The 23129-nt window shown below is 54.0% G+C and carries 19 protein-coding genes and 1 riboswitch; of the genes, 10 read left to right on the top strand and 9 right to left on the bottom strand.

The features are described 5' to 3' along the window. The first annotated feature begins 76 nt into the window (after positions 1-76). Both rpoB and rpoC read left to right on the top strand, forming a co-directional pair. A complete protein-coding gene (gene rpoB, locus ACMGGR_RS20255; protein WP_246760150.1) occupies positions 77-4105 on the top strand; it encodes a DNA-directed RNA polymerase subunit beta in 4029 nt (1342 codons plus the stop codon). Positions 4106-4241: 136 nt separating this feature from the next. Further along, positions 4242-8462, top strand: coding sequence for a DNA-directed RNA polymerase subunit beta' (gene rpoC / locus ACMGGR_RS20250; RefSeq protein WP_414147726.1), 4221 nt, complete (start codon positions 4242-4244; stop codon positions 8460-8462). Between the two features lie 143 nt (positions 8463-8605). Here the strand turns inward: rpoC and ACMGGR_RS20245 are convergent, their stop codons facing one another. After that, positions 8606-8731, bottom strand: a complete 126-nt coding sequence (locus tag ACMGGR_RS20245) for a hypothetical protein (protein ID WP_281434603.1) — start codon at positions 8729-8731, stop codon at positions 8606-8608. 474 nt (positions 8732-9205) lie between these two features. After that, a complete protein-coding gene (locus tag ACMGGR_RS20240) occupies positions 9206-9397 on the bottom strand; it encodes a DUF1127 domain-containing protein (protein WP_246760148.1) in 192 nt (63 codons plus the stop codon). Between the two features lie 167 nt (positions 9398-9564). On the opposite strand from ACMGGR_RS20240, the gene ACMGGR_RS20235 reads away from it, so the two are divergent. Both ACMGGR_RS20235 and ACMGGR_RS20230 read left to right on the top strand, forming a co-directional pair. After that, entirely contained in the window at positions 9565-11004 is a 1440-nt protein-coding gene (locus ACMGGR_RS20235; RefSeq protein ID WP_414147725.1) for a PLP-dependent aminotransferase family protein, read from the top strand. Positions 11005-11427: 423 nt separating this feature from the next. Further along, positions 11428-12456: a glycosyltransferase family 32 protein gene (locus tag ACMGGR_RS20230; RefSeq protein WP_246760146.1), complete on the top strand. Its 1029-nt coding sequence runs from the start codon at positions 11428-11430 to the stop codon at positions 12454-12456. Here ACMGGR_RS20230 and thiH read toward each other — a convergent pair. The 7 genes from thiH to rsd all read right to left on the bottom strand — a co-directional run bounded on the left by thiH (position 12449) and on the right by rsd (position 18630). Further along, on the bottom strand, positions 12449-13579 hold the full coding sequence (gene thiH / locus ACMGGR_RS20225) for a 2-iminoacetate synthase ThiH (RefSeq protein ID WP_246760145.1): 1131 nt from the start codon (positions 13577-13579) through the stop codon (positions 12449-12451). The two genes, ACMGGR_RS20230 and thiH, sit on opposite strands and share 8 nt — an antisense overlap. Further along, on the bottom strand, positions 13576-14352 hold the full coding sequence (locus tag ACMGGR_RS20220; RefSeq protein ID WP_414147724.1) for a thiazole synthase: 777 nt from the start codon (positions 14350-14352) through the stop codon (positions 13576-13578). The genes thiH and ACMGGR_RS20220 overlap by 4 nt, the downstream gene beginning before the upstream one ends. A gap of 2 nt (positions 14353-14354) precedes the next feature. Next, positions 14355-14555, bottom strand: a complete 201-nt coding sequence (gene thiS / locus ACMGGR_RS20215) for a sulfur carrier protein ThiS (RefSeq protein ID WP_414147723.1) — start codon at positions 14553-14555, stop codon at positions 14355-14357. Next, on the bottom strand, positions 14539-15300 hold the full coding sequence (locus ACMGGR_RS20210) for a HesA/MoeB/ThiF family protein (protein WP_414147722.1): 762 nt from the start codon (positions 15298-15300) through the stop codon (positions 14539-14541). Before ACMGGR_RS20210 ends, thiS begins: the two co-directional genes overlap by 17 nt. Beyond that, positions 15293-15934, bottom strand: coding sequence for a thiamine phosphate synthase (gene thiE, locus ACMGGR_RS20205; protein ID WP_414147721.1), 642 nt, complete (start codon positions 15932-15934; stop codon positions 15293-15295). The genes ACMGGR_RS20210 and thiE overlap by 8 nt, the downstream gene beginning before the upstream one ends. Continuing rightward, entirely contained in the window at positions 15931-17856 is a 1926-nt protein-coding gene (gene thiC / locus ACMGGR_RS20200; RefSeq protein ID WP_414147720.1) for a phosphomethylpyrimidine synthase ThiC, read from the bottom strand. The genes thiE and thiC overlap by 4 nt, the downstream gene beginning before the upstream one ends. 76 nt (positions 17857-17932) lie before the next feature. Continuing rightward, positions 17933-18033: riboswitch (TPP riboswitch) on the bottom strand. A gap of 93 nt (positions 18034-18126) precedes the next feature. Next, positions 18127-18630 carry a sigma D regulator gene (gene rsd / locus ACMGGR_RS20195; RefSeq protein WP_246760139.1) on the bottom strand — a complete coding sequence of 168 codons (504 nt, stop codon included), beginning with the start codon at positions 18628-18630 and terminating at the stop codon, positions 18127-18129. 73 nt (positions 18631-18703) lie between these two features. On the opposite strand from rsd, the gene nudC reads away from it, so the two are divergent. The 6 genes from nudC to ACMGGR_RS20165 all read left to right on the top strand — a co-directional run bounded on the left by nudC (position 18704) and on the right by ACMGGR_RS20165 (position 23118). Continuing rightward, a complete protein-coding gene (gene nudC / locus ACMGGR_RS20190; RefSeq protein ID WP_246760138.1) occupies positions 18704-19477 on the top strand; it encodes an NAD(+) diphosphatase in 774 nt (257 codons plus the stop codon). 39 nt (positions 19478-19516) lie between these two features. Next, positions 19517-20584: a uroporphyrinogen decarboxylase gene (gene hemE, locus ACMGGR_RS20185; protein ID WP_246760137.1), complete on the top strand. Its 1068-nt coding sequence runs from the start codon at positions 19517-19519 to the stop codon at positions 20582-20584. A 2-nt stretch (positions 20585-20586) separates the two neighbouring features. After that, positions 20587-21255, top strand: a complete 669-nt coding sequence (gene nfi, locus ACMGGR_RS20180; RefSeq protein WP_246760136.1) for a deoxyribonuclease V — start codon at positions 20587-20589, stop codon at positions 21253-21255. A gap of 65 nt (positions 21256-21320) precedes the next feature. After that, positions 21321-21911, top strand: coding sequence for a YjaG family protein (locus ACMGGR_RS20175; protein WP_414147719.1), 591 nt, complete (start codon positions 21321-21323; stop codon positions 21909-21911). Positions 21912-22099: 188 nt separating this feature from the next. Then, the gene (gene hupA, locus ACMGGR_RS20170) at positions 22100-22372 is read left to right on the top strand and encodes a nucleoid-associated protein HU-alpha (RefSeq protein WP_017803060.1); all 273 of its coding nucleotides are present in this window, start codon (positions 22100-22102) and stop codon (positions 22370-22372) included. Positions 22373-22464: 92 nt separating this feature from the next. Continuing rightward, positions 22465-23118 carry a DUF1481 domain-containing protein gene (locus ACMGGR_RS20165; RefSeq protein ID WP_414147718.1) on the top strand — a complete coding sequence of 218 codons (654 nt, stop codon included), beginning with the start codon at positions 22465-22467 and terminating at the stop codon, positions 23116-23118. The last annotated feature ends 11 nt before the right edge of the window (positions 23119-23129 follow it).

The following is a 23129-nucleotide window of genomic DNA, read 5'->3' as shown; positions in this document are numbered from 1 at the left end:
AACAAAATAGTGTTGCATGAACTGTCCCCCCTGGACGGACAGAGAGGTTCTACTTTTCAGCGAGCTGAGGAACCCTATGGTTTACTCCTATACCGAGAAAAAACGTATTCGTAAGGATTTTGGAAAGCGTCCACAAGTTCTGGACATTCCTTATCTCCTTTCTATCCAGCTTGACTCGTTCCAGAAGTTCATCGAGCAAGATCCGGAAGGTCAATATGGTCTGGAAGCTGCCTTCCGTTCCGTGTTCCCTATCCAAAGCTATAGCGGTAATTCCGAGCTGCAGTATGTCAGCTACCGTTTAGGCGAACCTGTATTTGATGTGAAAGAGTGTCAGATTCGTGGCGTCACGTATTCTGCGCCTCTGCGCGTTAAGCTGCGCCTGGTGATCTACGAGCGTGAAGCGCCGGAAGGCACCGTCAAAGACATCAAAGAGCAGGAAGTTTACATGGGCGAAATTCCGCTCATGACCGATAACGGTACCTTTGTCATTAACGGTACGGAAAGGGTTATCGTTTCTCAGCTGCATCGTAGTCCTGGCGTCTTTTTTGACAGCGATAAGGGTAAAACCCACTCATCGGGTAAAGTGCTGTATAACGCACGTATCATCCCTTACCGTGGTTCCTGGTTAGACTTCGAGTTTGACCCGAAAGACAACCTGTTTGTTCGTATTGACCGTCGCCGTAAGCTGCCTGCGACCATCATTCTGCGCGCGCTGAACTACACCACTGAGCAGATCCTTGACCTGTTCTTCGAAAAAGTCGTGTATGAAATCCGCAACAACAAGCTGCAGATGGAACTGGTGCCAGAGCGCCTGCGCGGTGAAACTGCCTCCTTCGATATCGAAGCCAACGGTACGACCTACGTTGAGAAAGGCCGTCGCATTACTGCACGTCATATTCGTCAGCTGGAAAAAGATGGCGTTGAGCACATCGAAGTTCCGGTTGAATACATCGCAGGTAAAGTCGTCGCTAAAGATTACATCGACGAAAGCACCGGCGAACTGATCGTTGCCGCGAACATGGAGCTGTCGCTGGATCTGCTGGCCAAACTGAGCCAGTCCGGCCACAAGCGCATTGAAACGCTGTTTACCAACGATCTGGATCACGGCCCGTACATCTCTGAGACCGTACGCGTCGACCCAACCACCGATCGCCTGAGCGCGCTGGTTGAGATCTACCGCATGATGCGTCCTGGCGAACCGCCAACGCGTGAAGCGGCTGAAAACCTGTTCGAGAACCTGTTCTTCTCTGAAGACCGCTACGATCTTTCTGCGGTTGGCCGTATGAAGTTCAACCGTTCTCTGCTGCGTGACGAGATCGAAGGTTCCGGTATCCTGAGCAAAGACGACATCATTGAAGTGATGAAGAAGCTCATCGGTATCCGTAACGGTATTGGCGAAGTGGATGATATCGACCACCTCGGCAACCGTCGTATCCGTTCCGTCGGCGAAATGGCTGAAAACCAGTTCCGTGTAGGTCTGGTGCGCGTTGAGCGTGCGGTGAAAGAGCGTCTGTCTCTGGGCGATCTGGATACCCTGATGCCGCAGGACATGATCAACGCCAAGCCGATTTCTGCAGCAGTGAAAGAGTTCTTTGGTTCCAGCCAGCTGTCACAGTTTATGGACCAGAACAACCCGCTGTCTGAGATTACGCACAAGCGTCGTATCTCGGCACTTGGCCCGGGCGGTCTGACGCGTGAGCGCGCAGGCTTTGAAGTTCGAGACGTTCACCCGACTCACTACGGTCGCGTGTGCCCAATCGAAACGCCTGAAGGTCCAAACATCGGTCTGATTAACTCGCTGTCCGTGTACGCACAGACCAACGAGTACGGTTTCCTGGAAACCCCATACCGTCGCGTACGCGAAGGCGTGGTGACCGACGAAATTCATTACCTCTCTGCAATTGAAGAGGGTAACTACGTTATCGCTCAGGCGAACACCAACCTCGACGACGAAGGTCACTTCGTAGACGACCTGGTGACCTGCCGTAGCAAAGGCGAATCGAGCCTGTTCAGCCGCGATCAGGTTGACTACATGGACGTTTCCACCCAGCAGGTGGTTTCCGTCGGTGCGTCACTGATCCCGTTCCTGGAGCACGATGACGCCAACCGCGCATTGATGGGTGCAAACATGCAACGTCAGGCGGTTCCTACTCTGCGTGCTGATAAGCCGCTGGTTGGTACCGGTATGGAACGCGCGGTAGCGGTTGACTCCGGTGTAACAGCCGTAGCGAAACGTGGTGGTACCGTTCAGTACGTGGATGCATCCCGTATCGTTATTAAAGTTAACGAAGACGAAATGTATCCGGGCGAAGCCGGTATCGACATTTACAACCTGACCAAGTACACCCGTTCTAACCAGAACACCTGTATCAACCAGATGCCGTGTGTCAACCTGGGCGAACCAATTGAACGTGGTGACGTGCTGGCCGATGGTCCTTCAACGGATCTGGGTGAGCTGGCGCTGGGTCAGAACATGCGCGTCGCGTTCATGCCGTGGAACGGCTACAACTTCGAAGACTCCATTCTGGTCTCCGAGCGCGTGGTACAGGAAGATCGCTTCACCACCATCCACATTCAGGAACTGGCGTGCGTGTCTCGTGACACCAAGCTGGGGCCAGAAGAGATCACCGCCGACATCCCTAACGTGGGTGAAGCAGCGCTCTCCAAGCTGGATGAATCCGGTATCGTCTATATCGGTGCTGAAGTGACCGGCGGTGACATTCTGGTCGGTAAGGTAACGCCTAAAGGCGAAACCCAGCTGACGCCAGAAGAAAAACTGCTGCGTGCGATCTTCGGTGAGAAAGCGTCTGACGTTAAAGACTCTTCTCTGCGTGTACCAAACGGCGTGTCCGGTACCGTTATCGACGTGCAGGTCTTTACCCGCGATGGCGTGGAAAAAGACAAGCGCGCGCTGGAAATCGAAGAGATGCAGCTGAAGCAGGCGAAGAAAGACCTGTCTGAAGAACTGCAGATCCTCGAAGCTGGCCTGTTCAGCCGTATCAACTACCTGCTGGTTTCCGGCGGCGTTGAAGCGGAAAAACTGGACAAGCTGCCGCGCGAGCGCTGGCTGGAACTCGGCCTGACCGACGAAGAAAAACAGAGTCAGCTGGAACAGCTGGCGGAGCAGTACGACGAGCTGAAGCACGAGTTTGAGAAGAAACTCGAAGCGAAACGCCGCAAAATCACTCAGGGCGATGACCTGGCACCTGGCGTGCTGAAAATCGTTAAAGTGTATCTGGCCGTTAAGCGTCAGATTCAGCCTGGTGACAAAATGGCAGGTCGTCACGGGAACAAAGGTGTTATCTCCAAGATCAACCCGATCGAAGATATGCCATACGATGAGAACGGCACGCCGGTCGACATCGTACTGAACCCGCTGGGCGTACCGTCACGTATGAACATTGGTCAGATTCTTGAAACCCACCTGGGTATGGCTGCAAAAGGCATCGGCGAGAAAATTAACGCCATGCTGAAAAAGCAGGAAGAAGTGAGCAAGCTGCGTGAGTTTATTCAGCGCGCCTACGATCTGGGCACCGACGTGCGTCAGAAAGTTGACCTGAATACCTTCACCGACGATGAAGTGCTGCGTCTGGCTGAGAACCTGAAAAAAGGTATGCCGATTGCCACTCCGGTGTTTGATGGTGCGAAAGAGAGCGAGATTAAAGAGCTGCTGCAGCTCGGCGGCCTGCCTTCTTCCGGTCAGATTACGCTGTTTGATGGCCGTACCGGCGAGCAGTTTGAGCGTCAGGTTACCGTTGGCTACATGTACATGCTGAAACTCAACCACTTAGTGGATGACAAAATGCATGCACGTTCTACCGGTTCTTATAGCCTGGTTACTCAGCAGCCGCTGGGTGGTAAGGCGCAGTTCGGTGGACAGCGCTTTGGTGAGATGGAAGTGTGGGCACTGGAAGCATACGGTGCCGCTTATACCCTGCAGGAAATGCTGACCGTGAAGTCTGATGACGTAAACGGCCGTACCAAGATGTATAAAAACATCGTTGACGGCAACCATCAGATGGAGCCGGGCATGCCGGAATCCTTCAACGTACTGTTGAAAGAGATCCGCTCGCTGGGCATTAACATCGAGCTGGAAGACGAGTAACTCCCTGATTTCGGGCTGCGGTCGATACCGCCGCGGCCTGAAAGATAGTCGGGAATATCTCGAGTTCGTACTGGTTACAGGATGGCCCGGCTTGCCGGGCCATCTTGAGAAGTCTCACTCCGACGGGAGCTAATCCGTGAAAGACTTACTTAAGTTTCTGAAAGCGCAAACTAAGACCGAAGAGTTTGATGCGATCAAAATTGCTCTGGCCTCGCCAGACATGATCCGTTCCTGGTCTTTTGGTGAAGTTAAAAAGCCAGAAACCATTAACTACCGTACGTTCAAACCAGAACGTGACGGGCTTTTCTGTGCGCGTATTTTCGGGCCGGTAAAAGATTACGAATGCCTGTGCGGTAAGTACAAGCGTTTAAAACATCGCGGCGTGATCTGTGAGAAGTGTGGCGTTGAAGTTACACAGACCAAGGTTCGTCGTGAGCGTATGGGCCACATCGAGCTGGCTTCGCCTACTGCGCACATCTGGTTCCTGAAATCGCTGCCATCACGCATCGGTTTGCTGCTGGATATGCCACTGCGCGACATCGAACGCGTGCTGTACTTCGAATCTTATGTGGTTGTTGAAGGCGGCATGACCAACCTTGAGCGCCGTCAGATCCTGACTGAAGAGCAGTATCTGGACGCGCTGGAAGAGTTCGGTGACGAATTTGACGCCAAGATGGGTGCGGAAGCGGTTCAGGCCCTGTTGAAAAACATGGATCTGGGGCAGGAGTGCGAGCAGCTGCGTGAAGAGCTGAACGAAACCAACTCTGAAACCAAGCGTAAAAAGCTGACCAAGCGCATCAAGCTGCTGGAAGCGTTCGTACAGTCTGGCAACAAGCCAGAGTGGATGATCCTGACCGTGCTGCCTGTGTTGCCACCGGATCTGCGTCCGCTGGTGCCGCTGGACGGCGGTCGTTTCGCGACAAGCGATCTGAACGATCTGTACCGTCGCGTGATCAACCGTAACAACCGTCTGAAGCGCCTGCTGGATCTGGCTGCACCTGACATCATCGTACGTAACGAAAAACGTATGCTGCAGGAAGCGGTCGATGCGCTGCTGGATAACGGCCGTCGCGGTCGTGCGATTACCGGTTCTAACAAGCGTCCGCTGAAATCTTTGGCCGATATGATCAAAGGTAAGCAGGGTCGTTTCCGTCAGAACCTGCTGGGTAAACGTGTTGACTACTCTGGTCGTTCCGTTATCACCGTTGGTCCATACCTGCGTCTGCACCAGTGTGGTCTGCCGAAGAAAATGGCACTGGAGCTGTTCAAACCGTTCATCTACGGCAAGCTGGAGCTGCGTGGTCTTGCTACCACCATCAAAGCCGCCAAGAAAATGGTTGAGCGTGAAGAAGCTGTCGTCTGGGATATCCTGGATGAAGTGATCCGCGAACACCCGGTACTGCTGAACCGTGCACCAACGCTGCACCGTTTGGGTATCCAGGCATTTGAGCCAGTCCTGATCGAAGGTAAAGCTATCCAGCTGCACCCGCTGGTTTGTGCGGCCTATAACGCCGACTTCGATGGTGACCAGATGGCTGTTCACGTACCGCTGACGCTGGAAGCCCAGCTGGAAGCGCGTGCGCTGATGATGTCTACCAACAACATCCTGTCGCCAGCGAACGGTGAGCCAATCATCGTTCCTTCTCAGGACGTTGTACTGGGTCTGTACTACATGACCCGCGACTGTGTTAACGCCAAAGGCGAAGGCATGGTGCTGACTGGTCCAAAAGAAGCCGAGCGCATTTACCGTGCTGGCCTGGCCTCTCTGCACGCTCGCGTTAAGGTGCGTATCACCGAACACGAGAAAAGCGAGCAGGGCGAGTGGACGTCGAAAACCAGCCTGATCGATACGACCGTAGGCCGTGCGATCCTGTGGATGATCGTGCCGAAAGGTCTGCCTTACTCTATCGTCAACCAGGCGCTGGGTAAGAAAGCGATCTCTAAGATGCTGAACACCTGTTACCGCATCCTGGGCCTGAAGCCGACGGTTATCTTTGCTGACCAGACCATGTACACCGGCTTTGCCTATGCAGCACGCTCTGGCGCGTCTGTGGGTATCGACGACATGGTGATCCCGGAGAAGAAAGTCGAGATCATCAGCGAAGCGGAAACCGAAGTTGCCGAAATCCAGGAGCAGTTCCAGTCTGGTCTGGTAACCGCTGGCGAACGCTATAACAAAGTGATCGATATCTGGGCTGCGGCCAACGAACGCGTTGCGAAAGCGATGATGGAAAACCTCTCTACCGAAGTCGTGATCAACCGCGACGGCGAAGAAGAGCGTCAGGTTTCCTTCAACAGCATCTTTATGATGGCCGACTCCGGTGCTCGTGGTTCTGCTGCGCAGATCCGTCAGCTGGCCGGTATGCGTGGCCTGATGGCGAAGCCAGACGGCTCCATCATCGAAACGCCAATTACCGCGAACTTCCGTGAAGGTCTGAACGTACTGCAGTACTTCATCTCGACCCACGGTGCTCGTAAAGGTCTTGCGGATACCGCACTGAAAACCGCGAACTCCGGTTACCTGACTCGTCGTCTGGTAGACGTTGCGCAGGATCTGGTGGTGACCGAGGACGACTGTGGTACGCACGAAGGCATCATGATGACTCCGGTTATCGAAGGTGGCGACGTGAAAGAGCCGCTGCGCGAACGCGTACTGGGTCGTGTAACCGCAGAAGACGTGCTGAAGCCGGGTACGGCCGACATCCTGCTGCCACGCAACACCCTGCTGCACGAACAGCAGTGTGACCTGTTGGAAGAGCACTCTGTCGACAGCCTGAAAGTCCGCTCCGTTGTTAGTTGTGAAACTGACTTCGGCGTGTGCGCCCACTGTTATGGACGCGATCTGGCGCGTGGTCACATCATCAACAAAGGTGAGGCCATCGGCGTTATCGCAGCACAGTCCATCGGTGAGCCGGGTACTCAGCTGACCATGCGTACGTTCCACATCGGTGGTGCGGCATCGCGTGCGGCAGCCGAATCCAGCATTCAGGTGAAGAACAAAGGTACCATTAAACTCTCTAACGCCAAGTCGGTTACCAACTCCGCTGGCAAACTGGTTGTCACCTCGCGTAACACCGAGCTGAAAATGATCGATGAATTCGGTCGTACCAAAGAGAGCTATAAGGTTCCTTACGGTTCTACCATGGCGAAAGGCGACGGCGAGCAGGTTGCAGCGGGCGAAACCGTAGCAAACTGGGATCCGCACACCATGCCGGTAATCACCGAAGTGAGCGGTTTCATTCGCTTCACCGACATGATTGACGGCCAGACCATTACCCGCCAGACGGATGACCTGACCGGTCTTTCTTCTCTGGTGATCCTGGACAGTGCAGAACGTACTTCCGGCGGTAAAGATCTGCGTCCTGCGCTGAAAATCGTTGATGCTAACGGTAACGATGTAATGATCCCAGGCTCCGATATGCCTGCTCAGTACTTCCTGCCGGGTAAAGCGATTGTGCAGCTGGAAGATGGCGTGAAGATCAGCTCGGGTGATACCCTGGCTCGTGTTCCGCAGGAATCTGGCGGTACCAAGGACATCACCGGTGGTCTGCCACGCGTTGCTGACCTGTTCGAAGCGCGTCGTCCGAAAGAGCCAGCAATCCTGGCGGAGATCAGCGGTATTATCTCCTTCGGTAAAGAGACCAAAGGCAAACGTCGTCTGGTCATTACGCCGGTTGACGGTAGCGATCCGTACGAAGAGATGATTCCGAAATGGCGTCAGCTGAACGTGTTCGAAGGTGAGCGCGTGGAGCGTGGTGACGTGGTTTCCGATGGCCCAGAGTCTCCACATGACATTCTGCGTCTGCGTGGCGTGCATGCGGTGACCCGTTATATCACTAACGAAGTGCAGGAAGTTTACCGCCTGCAGGGCGTTAAGATTAACGATAAGCACATCGAAGTCATCGTTCGTCAGATGCTGCGTAAAGCAACCATCGAAAGCGCAGGCAGCTCCGACTTCCTGGACGGCGAGCAGGTTGAAGTTTCACGCGTTAAGATTTCTAACCGTGAACTGGAAGCCAACGGCAAAATCGCGGCAACCTATATGCGCGATCTGCTGGGTATCACCAAAGCGTCGCTGGCAACCGAGTCCTTTATCTCGGCTGCATCCTTCCAGGAAACGACGCGCGTACTGACCGAAGCAGCCGTTGCGGGCAAACGCGACGAACTGCGCGGCCTGAAAGAGAACGTTATCGTTGGCCGTCTGATCCCAGCCGGTACCGGTTACGCCTATCACCAGGATCGTATGCGTCGTAAAGCGGCAGGCGAAGCGCCGGTTGTGCCTCAGGTGACCGCAGACGAAGCTTCTGCCAGCCTGGCGGAACTGCTGAACGCGGGTCTGGGTGGAAACGACGATTAATCGCCGTTTTTGCTGACCGTAAAAACCCCACCTCGGTGGGGTTTTTTTATACCTGCAATTTAAGGATACAGAGCAAAAAATACGCTACGTTTATTGCTGGCCGCAGATATTAAAAAAGCCGCTCCGAAGAGCGGCTTACGGCCTTACCTGTTCTGATGCACGTTGAACAAGATATGGATATCTGACACGTGTACCTGCCAGCTTCCTTTCCCGCTCAGCATCAGTACCATGAATAACGCAACCAACAGAAAAAAATAGCGTCTTTGCATGGGAGATTCCTTTCTCAGGAACCGCTATCGTTTATGGCCCACCGGAACGCTACAAACGAAACAAGCACATTGACTGGCTTGCGTTCACGGTATAGCAGAACCCTTCTCCTTACTCCGGTGGCCTGCGGCAACAGGTGAGATGGTCCCGCCGCCACAATAACAACTGTAAGACCGAGCGGCATATCTTCATCAACAATATGCGATATTTTACGCATTAAATTATTGTATTTATTAGAATATCACGGCAATTTCGTGATCTTAGTAGCGTTAATAACCTCTAAAGACTTCACCACAAAAAATAGCTGGTCTTTTACTCTTGCTGTCTATATATTAACCATCGACTGGCTTGCTTTTGCACTTTAAGTTGTACAGTTCAAAACGGGACGGCAATTCTGTTTTGAAATAAAAAACCCCGTTCTGACGGGGTTTTTTATTTCTGTCTGCCCTGCATTATCCGGGTATTACTGGTCCTGATTATCTGAACCTCTTTACGTCTTCGCTGGTCAGCCCAATATCTTTTAGCTGTGCATCGCTCAGTCGTGCTAATACTTTTTGGCTCTGCACCCGGTGCCGCCAGGCCAGCCACAATCGCCGCGGTAACCTGAACATCAATACAAAAGGTGATGCGCTAAAAGGTTTTCCGCCCTTGTTTTCATTGAATTCCATGCCTGCCTCCCACTGTTCCGCCGTAGGTTTATTCTGCGCGGAAAGAAATCAGTGAGACAGATGCAATAATCACTTTTATTTAACATACAGTCTGCGCGATAGTAGTTCTGAATGGCGATCTACCTTAGGATCTGTACTGGTTTTCTACCTGAAAGAGACAGGAAGCGATGACACGTTACGAGCATCTGGCTAAGTTATTGGCGGAGAGAATCAACCAGGGGCTTTATCTCTGTGGCGAACGGCTGCCATCAGTCAGAGCGCTAAGCAAAGAGCATGGCGTCAGTATCAGTACGGTACAGCAGGCTTATTATCTGCTGGAAGAGCAGCGGCTGATTACGCCCCAGCCTCGTTCTGGCTATTTTGTGACGCCGCATAAGCTGGGGCATCCTTTACCTGCTTTAACGCGCCCGGTTCAACAGCCGGTGGATGTCACCCAGTGGGACGAAGTCCTGGCGATGCTGAGCACGCGACAGGAGAAAGGTCTTTTTCGGCTTGGCTACGGCAGACCTGATTTGACGCAGCCTACCCTCAAGCCGCTATGGAAAATTATCACCCGCATCGGGCAGCAGCAGGATGCAGCAATGCTGGATTACGACGACATTTATGGCGTGTATGAGCTGAGGGAACAGATAGCGCGTCTGGCTATCGACAGCGGCTGCCAGCTGATGCCGGAAGAAATTGTTATCACTAACGGCTGCCAGGAAGCGCTCTCGGTCTCTGTACGTGCGGTTTGCCAGCCTGGCGATATCGTAGCGGTCGAGTCGCCAGCCTATCACGGCATCATGCAGACCCTTCGCGGCTTTGGCGTTAAGGTTATTGAAATTCCGACAGACTCACAAACGGGTATCAGCCTTGAAGCGCTGGAGCTGGCGCTGGAGCAGTGGCCGATTAAGGCGGCTATTGTGGTGCCCAACTGTAATAATCCACTGGGGTTTATTATGCCGGAAGCGCGCAAGCGCGCACTACTGTTGCTGGCGCAACGCTTTAATATCGCCATTATTGAAGATGATGTTTATGGCGAGCTGGCGTGGCAATATCCACGGCCCTGCACCATAAAATCATTCGATCAGGAAGGTCGCGTCCTGCTTTGCAGCTCTTTTTCCAAAACGCTGGCCCCGGGCCTTCGCGTAGGCTGGGTTAGTCCCGGGCGTTATCTGGACCGCGTACTGCACATGAAATACATCGTCACGGGGGCCACCGTCCAGCACACGCAACTTGCCGTAGCAGAATTTGTCCGTCAGGGATTTTACCACGCGCATCTTCGGCGAATGAGGCAGTGTTACCAGCGCAGCCTGGACGTTTTTACCGCCTGTGTATTACAGCATTTCCCTTGTGGCGTCTGTGTGACTCGTCCACAGGGGGGTTACCTGCTGTGGATAGAGCTACCGGAAACCGTGGACACGACATGGCTGGATAAGCAAATGCGTAAGCATCGAATTCAGATTGCCGTAGGCTCAATGTTTTCCGCTTCCGGCAAGTATGACAACTGCTTACGGCTGAACTACGGGTTACCCTTTACAGAACAAACAGAAGAAGCGCTGAAGCTGCTGGGCAAGATGATAGAGGAGGCGATGGAAGCAAGCCTTTCTGAGCAAGCGGTAAGGTGAGGCAGGCCCGGGAAAAGGGAAGGCGGTTCCGGGCCTGGGCGCTAGCTGATAACGCCAGCACCAACTCTACGCCTGTTAACAGATCCGGTCAGAAAAAGAGACCGTTTGTGGAAGCCGTGCCGAAGATTTTTTATAATCTTGCCGCTTATCTCAATAAATTAAAAAGTGTCGATATCGCTACATTGATTTTCAGATGGTCCGAATATTATTAAATAGTAATAGTTCCAACTGGAGTAAGCTGGATATAAAACGCCTTATAAATTTAAATATCTCCTTGAGCTTTATCTTAAACTTATTTGCCAGGCATTTTGGCTGTTGTGGTTATTTCACTCTCCTGCTAATTTTATAAAAACCTTCTGCCACTCTGCGGTAAATGGCGCGCTGCTTTTTATTCAATTATGCCAGCCGCTTTTTGAGGTAATTATGAATAAAAACAAGCTAAAAGCGCTTGCGCTTCCCGTTTTAAAAAATGCGGTGTCGCTGCGTTTACGTATTGAAAAAGCGTTAGCCAGGCGCAGAAAAATGGCGGAATATAATCCAGCTCTTGAACACGATCTGAATATCGTTATTCATAATAAGCAATTAAATGCTATTCCAAAAAAAGTCTGGATGTTTTGGGCTGGAACCCTGGTACCCGTTGAAATTCAGAGTTTCGTCAATAAGGTGGCACGTGAAAATCCAGCCTGGACGGTGAACGTAGTGAACGACAGCAACCTGTCACAGTATCTGCCGGAGCTAACGTTTACACGTCAGGATCTGCTGGTGGCACACCGTAGCGACGTTATTCGTCTTGAGCTGCTGTACAAATACGGTGGCGTCTGGATGGACGCCAGCATCATACTCAATCAGCCGCTGGATGCATTTTTAGCGGTTAACGAAGATAACCGCTATGACATGATCGCCTTTTATCGTGAAGTATCAACCGTTGATCAACGTTATCCAGTTATTGAAACGTGGTTTATGGCGGTACCTGAAAAGAACCATTTTATTGAAAATTGGCTGCGCTATTTTAAACCTATTATTGAGGAAGGCGCGGCAGCCATGTTCAATCGATTACAACAGCTGCCGAATTACAAAGAGATTGCCCAGAAGATCACCAATCCACAATATCTTATTTTGAATATTACTCAGCAGCAGGCACTGCGTGAATATAATCAGTATAATTTTTACTTAAGGAAATGCGAGGCGAACGCTATCTACTATCAGCGGCTGGTCAGTTGGGACGCGGTTCAGCTAAGTCGAATGATAATGGTCGATAAATTACCTGAGGTATTGCCGCCGATTATCAAGCTGACCGGGCTCGATCGTAAATATCTCAGCACTAACCTGAAGTATGGCGTAATCAATAAAGACAGTCTGCTGGGCGAGGTCCTGTTTGCCGACGTGCCGCAAAAGCAGCCAGACACATCGATAGCCGAGATGCCTGGCCGCGCGCCGGTAACGCTTAAGTAGCCGGTGCTCTGCCCAGCCAGCTGTCCCAGTCTTTCCAGACCGGCTGCATGCCGGCCTGGATAAGCGCCTCGGCGACCTGCTGTGGACGACGGTTATCGTGCGGAGAAAACTGTTCCAGCTCGCTTTGTCCGTCAGCATAGCCGCCCGGCTGCGTTTTTGAAAAGGCGCTAACCGTATTGATCGCCAGCGGCACCACTTTGTCACGGAACTGCGGTGATTCACGTGTTGATAATGACTGCTCTACTTCTGGTGCAAAAAGCCGAAACGCGCAGATAACCTGCACCAGCTGGGCTTCATCCATCAGCGAAGCCGGCTGGATGCCGCCAGCACAGGGACGCAGCCGCGGGAAAGCAACGGAATAGCGGCTTTGCCAGTACGTTTTTTGCAGCCAGAGCAGGTGTTCTGCCATCATATAGCAGTCGGTGCGCCAGCTGTCCGAGAGGCCAATCAGCGCACCAAGACCAATTTTATCGATACCCGCGCGCCCCAGCCTGTCCGGCGTTTCCAGGCGGAAAAAGAAATCCTGCTTGTTACCCTTTAAGTGATGCTGGCCGTAAACCGCAGAATGATAGGTTTCCTGATAGACCAGCACGCCGTCCAGCCCCAGCGTCTTCAGCTCGGCATACTCTTCTTCACCCAGTGGCTGAACTTCCATCATTAGCGAGCTAAAGTGAGAACGGATCGCGGGAAGGTGCTGACGAAAATAGTTCATCCCAACCTTACTCTGATGCTCGCCGGTGACCAGCAGCAGCTGATCGAAGCCCATTGCCCGTATCGCCCGGCACTCACGCTCAATTTCCTGCGCGTCCAGCGTCTTACGCTTAATACGATTGCTCATAGAAAAGCCGCAGTAGGTGCAGTCATTGGCGCACAGATTAGAAAGATAAAGCGGGACGAAAAGGTTAACGGCGTGGCCAAAGCGCTGTCGCGTCAGCAGCTGCGCTTTGCGCGCCATCGGTTCAAGCCATGCCTGCGCGGCCGGGGAAAGCAGCGCCATCAGCTCTTCGCGGCCAACCTTAGGGGCATTAAGCGCCCGTTCCACGTCAGCAGAGGTTTTGCTGTTGATCCGTAGCCGAATGTCGTCCCACTCCAGCGTTTCCCATTGCGCTACAAAACTCTTCATGCTGTTGCTCCGCTTTGCAGAAAACTGGTTAACGGGCTGGTGGCAATAGCCTGCTGCTGTTGACTGCCGAGTCCGCTTTCGCAGGCCAGGCTACCCGCCTCAACCGCCAGACGAAAAGCGCGTGCCATCTGCACCGGATCGCGTGCTGAAGCCATAGCGGTATTAACCAGCACCGCGTCAGCGCCCATTTCTAACGCTTCGCTGGCATGGCTGGGCGCGCCGATACCGGCATCGATCACCACAGGTACGCCAGACTGCTCAATGATTATCGCCAGCAGATCGCGGGTTTTCAGGCCCTGATTGCTGCCGATAGGCGCACCAAGCGGCATGACGGCGGCGCAGCCAACTTCCTCCAGCCTTTTACACAGCACCGGGTCAGCGTGGCAATAGGGAAGCACGGTGAAGCCCTCTCTGACCAGCGTTTCGGCTGCCTTCAGCGTTTCGATACCATCGGGCAGCAGATAGCGAACGTCGGGATGAATTTCCAGCTTAACCCAGTGGGTTCCCAGCGCTTCGCGTGCCAGACGTGCAGCAAACACGGCTTCTTCCGCCGTTTTGGCACCTGAAGTGTTAGGCAAAAGCTGTACGCCCAGCTGCTGGAGAGGCCGCAGGATACCGTCATCGCCACCGCGTAAGTCCACGCGCTTCATGGCCATGGTAACCAGCTGCGTGCCGGATTCTTTTAACGCCGCGAGCATGATGGACGGGCTGGAAAATTTGCCCGTGCCGGTAAACAGCCGGGAAGAAAAGGTTTTATCAGCAATCTGCAACATACTCAGCCTCCGGCGATAGCCTGGAAAATCACCAGTTCATCGCCTTCCTGTAAGGGGTAAGTGGGCCAGCGATCGCGCGACACAATCTGTTGGTTGACGGCCAGCGCCGTACCGGCCTGCTGACAGGAAAGCTGCGTCAGCAGGTCGGCCAGCGTCAGGGGCGGGACAAGCGTATGCGCTTCATCATTAATGATGACGTTCACGGTCGCCTCCGCAAATCGGACAGCCCGGACTACGTTCAAGATTAAGCGTGCGCCATGTTTGCTGCTTACCATCAAACAGTCGGAGCTTGCCATCAAGCGTCGACGGCTGACCCGCCAGCATTTTCAACGCTTCCAGCGCCTGAAGCGTTCCCATAATGCCTACCACTGGCCCAAGTACGCCCGCCGTGCGGCAATTGCGCTGCGGTTCGATCTCATCCGGCCACAGACAGCAATAACAACCATGGTGGAACGGCGGCGTAATCACCAGCAGCTGACCGCCCAGACCCACGGCGCTGGCGCTGATCAACGGCGTATTACTTGCTACGCAGGCAGCGTTAACGGCATGACGCGTTTGCATGTTATCGCTGCAATCCAGTACCAAATCGACCCACTGCACCGCTTCCCGTAAGGCGCTGGCATCCATACGTTGCTTAAGCGCAATAAACTCAACCTGCGGATTGAGCGCCTGTAAACGCTCTTTCGCCAGGTCGGCTTTTGGCTGTCCGATCTTGGTGCTGTCATACAGGGTCTGCCGGTGTAAGTTACTGATATGAAGCTTATCGTCATCGGCCAGCAGCAGTTTTCCCACGCCCGCTGCGGCAAGGTAAGCCGCGGCGGGTGAGCCTAACCCTCCCAGGCCAACAAGCAGCACGCTGGCTGCCCGGAGCTTTTCCTGACCCTCTACGCCAAACTCTTCCAGCAGCAGCTGGCGGCTGTAGCGCATAAATTCGCTGTCGTTAAGCATGGGCATCTCCTGTCCCGGCCAGCGCCAGCAGCTGTGCCGTGGCCGCGCGCCAGTCTGCGGCTTTGGTAATAGCGCTGACCACGGCGATGCTGCCGACGCCGGTTGCCAGCACGTCAGACGCTTTTTCCAGAGAAATTCCGCCAATGGCGACGGTAGAAACGCCCGCCAGGCGCGCAACGTGCCGCTTCAGCTCATGGAGTCCCTGAGGTGAAGAAGGCATCTCTTTGGTTTGGGTAGGAAAAACGTGGCCGAGCGCAATGTAGGAAGGGCGTTCGGCCAGCGCGCGATCCAGCTCTGCGTCGTCATGCGTGGAAAGGCCCAGACGCAGTCCGGCATGATAAATCGCATCCAGATCGGCAATATCCAGATCTTCCTGACCGAGATGCACGCCATAAGCCTGGTGTTTGATCGCCAGACGCCAGTAGTCATTGATGAACAGCCGGGCGTTATAACGTTTGCCCAGCGCGATAGCGGCGGCGATATCCTGCTCGACAGCTTTCTCCGGCAGATCCTTAATACGCAGCTGAAGGGTACGTACACCCGCTTCTAACAGGCGCTCAATCCATTCCACCGTATCCACTACCGGATAAAGGCCCAGTTTTTCCTTAGTCAGGGGAAAGGCACCGCGACTCATACGTTCTCCTCTGTGTTCAGGCTATCGGCGGAATGATAAAGCTCACCGCCGCGGCTGCGGAACGCCCGCGACATCTCCTTCATGCCAATTTCGATGGGCTGGGCTTCTTCCTGTTTGGCCGCGTATTCGCGCACCTCCTGAGAGATCTTCATCGAGCAGAATTTAGGGCCACACATTGAGCAGAAATGGGCAACCTTGCCGGATTCCTGCGGTAGCGTTTCGTCGTGATAGGCGCGAGCGGTATGGGGGTCGAGCGCCAGGTTAAACTGATCTTCCCAGCGGAATTCAAACCGCGCTTTCGACATGGCGTTATCGCGGATTTGCGCGCCAGGATGGCCTTTCGCCAGGTCAGCCGCATGCGCCGCAATTTTATAGGTGATTAACCCCTGCTTAACGTCTTCTTTGTCAGGCAAACCAAGATGCTCTTTTGGCGTGACGTAGCAGAGCATGGCGCAGCCAAACCAGCCGATCATCGCCGCGCCAATCCCGGAGGTAAAATGGTCATAACCCGGCGCGATATCCGTGGTTAGCGGGCCAAGCGTATAAAAAGGCGCTTCGTGACAGTGTTCCAGCTGTTCGGTCATGTTGCGACGGATCATCTGCATCGGCACATGGCCTGGCCCTTCAATCATCACCTGGACGTCATATTCCCAGGCGATTTTTGTCAGCTCGCCCAGCGTTCTTAGCTCGGCAAACTGGGCTTCGTCATTGGCATCCTGAATCGAGCCGGGGCGCAGGCCGTCGCCCAGCGACAGCGAGACGTCGTAAGCGGCACAGATTTCACAGATTTCGCGGAAGTGTTCGTACAGGAAGCTTTCACGATGATGGGAGAGGCACCATTTCGCCATAATCGAACCGCCGCGCGAGACGATGCCGGTCAGGCGTTTGGCGGTCATTGGCACGTAGCGCAGCAGAACGCCAGCATGGATAGTAAAGTAATCCACGCCTTGCTCAGCCTGCTCCAGCAGCGTGTCGCGGAAGACATCCCAGTTAAGATTTTCCGCTACGCCGTTTACCTTCTCCAGCGCCTGATAGATAGGAACCGTGCCGATCGGCACCGGACTATTACGCAAAATCCACTCGCGCGTTTCATGGATATTACGGCCGGTGGAGAGGTCCATTACCGTATCTGCACCCCAGCGTGCCGACCAGACCAGTTTTTCAACTTCTTCTTCGATGGAGGAGCTGACCGCAGAGTTGCCGATGTTGGCGTTAATCTTCACCAGAAAATTGCGGCCAATGATCATTGGCTCCGATTCAGGGTGATTAATATTGGCCGGAATAATGGCACGTCCGGCGGCCACTTCCTGACGGACAAACTCAGCGGTGATATTTTCCGGCAGATGGGCACCAAAAGCTTCTCCCGGGTGCTGCTGTAACAGCACTTCGCTGCGGATACGTTCGCGACCCATATTTTCACGCAGTGCGATAAATTCCATTTCCGGCGTAATGACGCCAAGGCGGGCATAGTGCAGCTGGGTAACGCAGCGTCCGGCCAGCGCGCGCCTCGGGCAAGGCAGGTTATCGAAACGCAGATGATCCAGCCCTTCGTCAGCCAGTCGCTGCTGGGTATAAACCGAGCTGAGTTTTTCTATCGGCTGCGTATCGCCGCGCTCGGTTATCCACGCTTCTCGCAGCCTGGCGAGTCCGGCGTGAACGTCAATGGTGGCTTCAGGATCGCCATAAGGGCCAGCCGTATCGTAAACCGGCACCGGCTCGTTCTCGGTGAACTGCGGATTATCTTTGCTGCCGGTCATCGTGGGGCTGAGCTGGATCTCGCGCATTGGCACACGTAAATCGGGCCGCGAGCCGGTCAGGTAAATGCGTTTTGAATTGGGAAAAGCGGCGCCCTGTAAAGAGTCGATAAACTGCTGGGCTTCGGCACGCTGTTCGCGGCGAGTGGGTTTGGTATGGGTAGACATAGCAAGTTCCTGATATAAGGGAAATTTGCTTGTCCGGAGTTCGGAGGAGTAAGCGCGGGCAGTCAAAGCCCCGACTTGAATCTTTACTCTTGTTCCCTACGCAGGTACTAACCTGGTCAGGTTCCGCGGATCCCGAATAAACGGTCTCAGCCCCAAAGGGCACTCCGACAAGAAGAATTCTGGCTGTTGCCAGGCAATCGCTAGGTGATTGCCCATTCAGCATAAAGGGGCTTTATGGAAAGCTCAAGGATTTTACAAGTTTATAACTTTTCAGGCAGGACGAGCCATCGCGGCATCGTTGGCGGCCGGGGTGGTTGCAAACTTCTCCAGCGCCAGCTGGATAAACTTATCTTCAAGCGTAAAACGGGCTTCCAGCGCTTCGCCGACCATGGAGAGCGCCTGTTGAAACTCCAGGTAGTTATCGTGGTCGATAGCATTTTCCAGATGAGCATCATAAATACTCATAATGTGCTCGGTATTTCCCTGCAAAGACGGATAGATTAGCGCGGCTTTCGCCAGCTGCTCAGTGCCTTCCATCTCCTGAATAAAACGTTCATACGCCGTAAAGTGGCCGGTTGACAAATAATCTACCAGGCTTTGACAAAAGTTATCCAGCGCATTTTCGTCGAGCGTGGTCAGCGATTCCTTGTTAGGCTTAATGCCAACCATTTGATAATAAGCAACTAATAACTGCTTGCGTGAGTGAAGACAAAAATCTACGAGTTCGCTACATCCGCCTACGCGTGAGGTCAGAACTTCCAGCTGGTCAAGCATGAGTGACTCCAAAAGTGTTATTTTTAACTGTCTATCCCGATCCGGTAGTACGTGAAGTGAGGATGAGCAATTTATGGAACTTGAGATTTCAAGCGTAGACGCTGGCTGGTGGGTTGTCAGCCATGAACAGAAACTTTGGTTGCCGAAAGGTCAATTACCGTACGGTACTGCACAAGATTTAGACCTGACGGGCCGAACCGCATCGCTTATCGGAGAATGGCAAGGCGAACCGGTACGGCTGGTGTGTGAAAATCGCCCCGAGGGAATGGCCTCGTTACGACAACTTCTTGATCAGGATGCCGTTCTGTTTCAGCTTGCGGGACGCGGCGTCCAGCTGGCGGAATTCTATCGTGCGCACAAGTGGTGCGGCTACTGCGGGCATACCATGCACCGTAGCAAAACGGAATGGGCCTGCCTGTGCAGCCACTGCCGCCAGCGCTATTATCCGCAAATTTCTCCTTGCATCATCGTGGCCATTCGTCGCGGTGATGAAATTTTGCTTGCTCAGCATACTCGCCATCGCAACGGCATTTATACGGTGCTGGCGGGCTTTGTTGAAGTGGGCGAAACGCTGGAGCAGACCGTTGCACGGGAAGTGATGGAAGAGAGCGGTATTAAAGTCAAAAATCTGCGCTACGTTACCTCGCAGCCCTGGCCTTTCCCGCAGTCGCTGATGATGGCTTTTATGGCCGACTTTGAGAGCGGCGAAATCGTTATCGATCCTAAAGAGCTGCTGGACGCTAACTGGTATCGCTTTGACGCCCTGCCGCAGCTGCCGCCAGCCGGAACCGTGGCCCGTCGGCTGATTGAAGACACGGTTGCGCTCTGCCGCGCCGAGGCGGAATAACTGATATACTGTGCGTCTGAATGAAAAAGAGTCCTGAAGATGAGTGAACTGAAGAACGATCGTTATTTGCGTGCTCTGCTGCGTCAGCCGGTAGACGTTACGCCCGTATGGATGATGCGCCAGGCCGGACGCTATTTGCCAGAGTATAAAGCCACGCGCGCGCAGGCTGGCGACTTTATGTCGCTGTGTAAAAATGCCGAGCTGGCCTGTGAAGTTACGCTGCAACCGCTGCGGCGCTATGCGCTGGATGCGGCGATCCTCTTCTCCGATATTTTGACCATCCCTGATGCGATGGGGCTGGGACTCTATTTTGAAGCTGGCGAAGGCCCGCGCTTCTCCTCGCCGGTTACCTGCCGCGCCGACGTAGAAAAGCTGCCCGTGTTCGATCCCGAACAGGAGCTGGGCTACGTGATGAACGCGGTGCGCACTATCCGCAAGAATCTGCAGGGCCAGGTGCCGCTGATTGGCTTCTCCGGTAGTCCGTGGACGCTGGCAACCTATATGGTGGAAGGCGGCAGCAGCAAAGCCTTTACCAAACTGAAAAAGATGATGTACGCCGAGCCGGCAACGCTGCATCTGATGCTGGACAAGCTGGCGGACAGCGTCACGCTCTACCTGAACGCGCAGATCCGCGCTGGCGCGCAGTCGGTGATGATTTTCGATACCTGGGGTGGCGTGCTGACCGGGCGCGATTACCTGGAATTCTCGCTGCACTACATGCACAAAATCGTTGACGGCCTGCTGCGTGAAAACGACGGTCGCCGCGTTCCCGTGACGCTGTTTACCAAGGGCGGCGGGCAGTGGCTGGAAGCGATGGCGGAAACCGGCTGTGACGCGCTGGGTCTGGACTGGACCACCGATATCGGCGAAGCGCGCCGTCGCGTTGGTCATAAAGTGGCGCTGCAGGGCAATATGGATCCTTCTATGCTTTATGCTTCTCCTGCCCGTATTGAGCAAGAAGTTGCGGGCATACTTCAGGGCTTCGGCAACGGCACGGGCCACGTGTTCAACCTGGGCCACGGCATTCATCAGGATGTGCCGCCAGAACACGCGGGTGCTTTTGTGGAGGCCGTTCACAAACTGTCACCACAGTATCACCAGGATTAGTTATGGATATACAGGCATTAAAGCAGGAACAGACAACGCGTGCGGCAGAAGTGGTACGCGCTGATGATTTTGACGTAATGCCGCCGCGCTACATTGCAGGGGCGGACGTAGGATTTGAACAGGGCGGCGAGGTAACACGCGCCGCGCTGGTGGTTCTGGAATATCCGTCGCTAAAGATGATTGAACATCGCGTTGCGCGAATAGCCACAACCATGCCCTATATACCCGGCTTCCTGTCGTTTCGTGAATATCCCGCCTTGCTGGCCGCGTGGGAGCTGCTGGAACAAAAGCCCGATCTGCTGTTCGTTGACGGCCAGGGCATTGCGCATCCACGCCGCCTGGGTGTTGCCAGCCATTTTGGTATGCTGGTGGACGTGCCAACCATCGGCGTGGCCAAGCGGCGCCTGTGCGGCAAGTTTGAGCCTCTGGACGAGGAGCCGGGTTCCCGGCAACCTTTGATCGATAAAGGTGAGCAGATTGGCTGGGTACTGCGCAGTAAGAAGCGTTGTAACCCACTCTTTATCTCGCCGGGCCATCGCGTCAGCGTCGATACGGCGTTGCAGTGGGTCGAAACCTGTCTGCAAGGCTATCGTCTACCCGAACCGACGCGCTGGGCCGACGCAGTGGCATCAAACCGGCCCGCTTTTGCGCGGCTTGGCATCCCGCTATAACGGTGTGAGGCGTCCGCTTTTCGGTTACACTGCAGGCCGCGCAATTTTGTTTATGAGATCCCAACATGTTACGTAATCCGATTCACCTGCGGCTCGAAAAGCTGGAAAGCTGGCAGCACGTTACTTTTATGGCCTGCCTGTGTGAGCGCATGTATCCCAATTACTGGGCGTTTTGCCAGCAGACCGGCTTTGGCGACGGCCAGCTTTATCGCCGTATTCTCGATCTGATATGGGAAACGCTGGTCGTGAAGGATGCCAAAGTTAATTTCGACTCGCAGCTGGAAAAGCTGGAAGAGGCGATTCCGGTCGCTGAGGATTACGACCTTTACGGCGTTTATCCTGCTATCGATGCCTGTGTGGCATTAAGCGAACTGCTGCACTCTCGCCTGAGTGGCGAAACGCTGGCGCACGCAATTGCCGTTAGCGAGGCATCTATCACCAGCGTTGCGATGCTGGAAATGACCCAGGCCGAACGCGAAATGACCGATGAAGAGCTAAAAGCGAATCCCGCCGTCGAAGAGGAATGGGACATCCAGTGGGAAATTTTTCGCCTGCTCAGCGCCTGTGAGGAAAGGGATCTCGAACTGATAAAAGGACTGCGTTCTGACCTGCGGGAATCGGGGATCAGCAATATCGGTATAAATTTTCAGCAGTAAGACGATAAAACGTGACTTCAGGCCTGATTTGTAGCGCCTTAAGGCTTCACATTCGCCCCCAGTCTGGTCTACATTTGGGGGGCTGAAAAATGTGGCTATCGGTGCGTGTATGCAGGAGAGTGCCAGAAACTGGTTTTTCCCTCGCACTCGATGCTTAGCAAGCGATAAATACACTGTAAGGATAACTTATGAACAAGACTCAACTGATTGATGTAATTGCGGACAAAGCGGACCTGTCTAAGACCCAGGCTAAAGCTGCTCTGGAATCCACCCTGGCTGCGATTACTGAGTCTCTGAAAGAAGGTGATGCTGTACAACTGGTTGGTTTTGGTACTTTTAAAGTTAACCACCGTGCTGAGCGTACTGGCCGCAACCCGCAGACTGGCAACGAAATCAAAATTGCAGCTGCTAACGTACCGGCATTCGTTTCTGGTAAAGCTCTGAAAGACGCTGTTAAATAATCGACAGTGAAAAGTTTTAAACAGGGGGGCGTTAAGCCCCTTTTGTTAAACCTTGCAAGCTGTGACGACGTTCTTCTCGCTTTGAGGGGCTCGTGAACCTTTCCTCCCGTACCTTACTGTTTTTGCCGCTCCTGCTGTTAGCAGGCTGTAGCTCTCAGCACACGCCTGATTTTACCGCCAGCGGTTATCTGGCCGATCGCGGCGCGGTCCGTATCTGGCGCAAAGCACCTTCTCATACTACCCATCTGCAAACCGTCTATACCCCGTTTACCGGGCAGGGCGAAGAAACAACCGACTATTACTGGCAACAGGATAAGCTGATTTCGATTGCGCGACATATTGCCGGGGAACAGCAGGAAAGCGTCACTCTCCGCTTCGATCGCGATGGTAGCCTGAACTTTATGCAGCGCCAGCTGGCGGGTCGACGAGAATCGCTCTCCGCCGATGCGATAGCGCTCTATCAGTTTGATGCAGGCCGTATGCGGGCCATCAGCGACGATCTGCTGAAAGGCCGGGTTACGCTTCTCCAGGGGCACTGGACGCCTTCAGGCACGGTTATGCTTTGCCATGGCGGGAAAACCACGCCAGACTTCGAAAGTAACGACGCTCGCTATATTACTCAGCATCAGCAGGAGTCAGGTCAGCCGCTCAGCATCGCATGGCTGAAAGCGCCGGGTGGCACACAGCTGCTGCTGGCAACGCCCAAAGACATTTGCCCTGAGGAGCCGCAGGCCGACAGTTTCTAGCCGCGTGTTAA

The sequence above is a fragment of the Erwinia sp. BNK-24-b genome (assembly GCF_047456155.1).
Taxonomy (GTDB): domain Bacteria; phylum Pseudomonadota; class Gammaproteobacteria; order Enterobacterales; family Enterobacteriaceae; genus Erwinia; species Erwinia phyllosphaerae.
The sequence above is the reverse complement of the archived record's forward strand: the minus strand, read 5'-3'. Positions and strand labels throughout refer to the sequence as shown.

What these genes read in the sequence shown, in the direction of transcription:
- rpoB (WP_246760150.1), top strand. Translation starts at nt 77, where the DNA reads ATGGTTTACTCCTATACCGAGAAAAAACGTATTCGTAAGGATTTTGGA.
- ACMGGR_RS20245 (WP_281434603.1), bottom strand. Translation starts at nt 8,731, where the DNA reads ATGCAAAGACGCTATTTTTTTCTGTTGGTTGCGTTATTCATGGTACTG.
- ACMGGR_RS20240 (WP_246760148.1), bottom strand. Translation starts at nt 9,397, where the DNA reads ATGGAATTCAATGAAAACAAGGGCGGAAAACCTTTTAGCGCATCACCT.
- ACMGGR_RS20235 (WP_414147725.1), top strand. Translation starts at nt 9,565, where the DNA reads ATGACACGTTACGAGCATCTGGCTAAGTTATTGGCGGAGAGAATCAAC.
- ACMGGR_RS20230 (WP_246760146.1), top strand. Translation starts at nt 11,428, where the DNA reads ATGAATAAAAACAAGCTAAAAGCGCTTGCGCTTCCCGTTTTAAAAAAT.
- thiH (WP_246760145.1), bottom strand. Translation starts at nt 13,579, where the DNA reads ATGAAGAGTTTTGTAGCGCAATGGGAAACGCTGGAGTGGGACGACATT.
- ACMGGR_RS20220 (WP_414147724.1), bottom strand. Translation starts at nt 14,352, where the DNA reads ATGTTGCAGATTGCTGATAAAACCTTTTCTTCCCGGCTGTTTACCGGC.
- ACMGGR_RS20210 (WP_414147722.1), bottom strand. Translation starts at nt 15,300, where the DNA reads ATGCTTAACGACAGCGAATTTATGCGCTACAGCCGCCAGCTGCTGCTG.
- thiE (WP_414147721.1), bottom strand. Translation starts at nt 15,934, where the DNA reads ATGAGTCGCGGTGCCTTTCCCCTGACTAAGGAAAAACTGGGCCTTTAT.
- thiC (WP_414147720.1), bottom strand. Translation starts at nt 17,856, where the DNA reads ATGTCTACCCATACCAAACCCACTCGCCGCGAACAGCGTGCCGAAGCC.
- rsd (WP_246760139.1), bottom strand. Translation starts at nt 18,630, where the DNA reads ATGCTTGACCAGCTGGAAGTTCTGACCTCACGCGTAGGCGGATGTAGC.
- nudC (WP_246760138.1), top strand. Translation starts at nt 18,704, where the DNA reads ATGGAACTTGAGATTTCAAGCGTAGACGCTGGCTGGTGGGTTGTCAGC.
- hemE (WP_246760137.1), top strand. Translation starts at nt 19,517, where the DNA reads ATGAGTGAACTGAAGAACGATCGTTATTTGCGTGCTCTGCTGCGTCAG.
- nfi (WP_246760136.1), top strand. Translation starts at nt 20,587, where the DNA reads ATGGATATACAGGCATTAAAGCAGGAACAGACAACGCGTGCGGCAGAA.
- ACMGGR_RS20175 (WP_414147719.1), top strand. Translation starts at nt 21,321, where the DNA reads ATGTTACGTAATCCGATTCACCTGCGGCTCGAAAAGCTGGAAAGCTGG.
- hupA (WP_017803060.1), top strand. Translation starts at nt 22,100, where the DNA reads ATGAACAAGACTCAACTGATTGATGTAATTGCGGACAAAGCGGACCTG.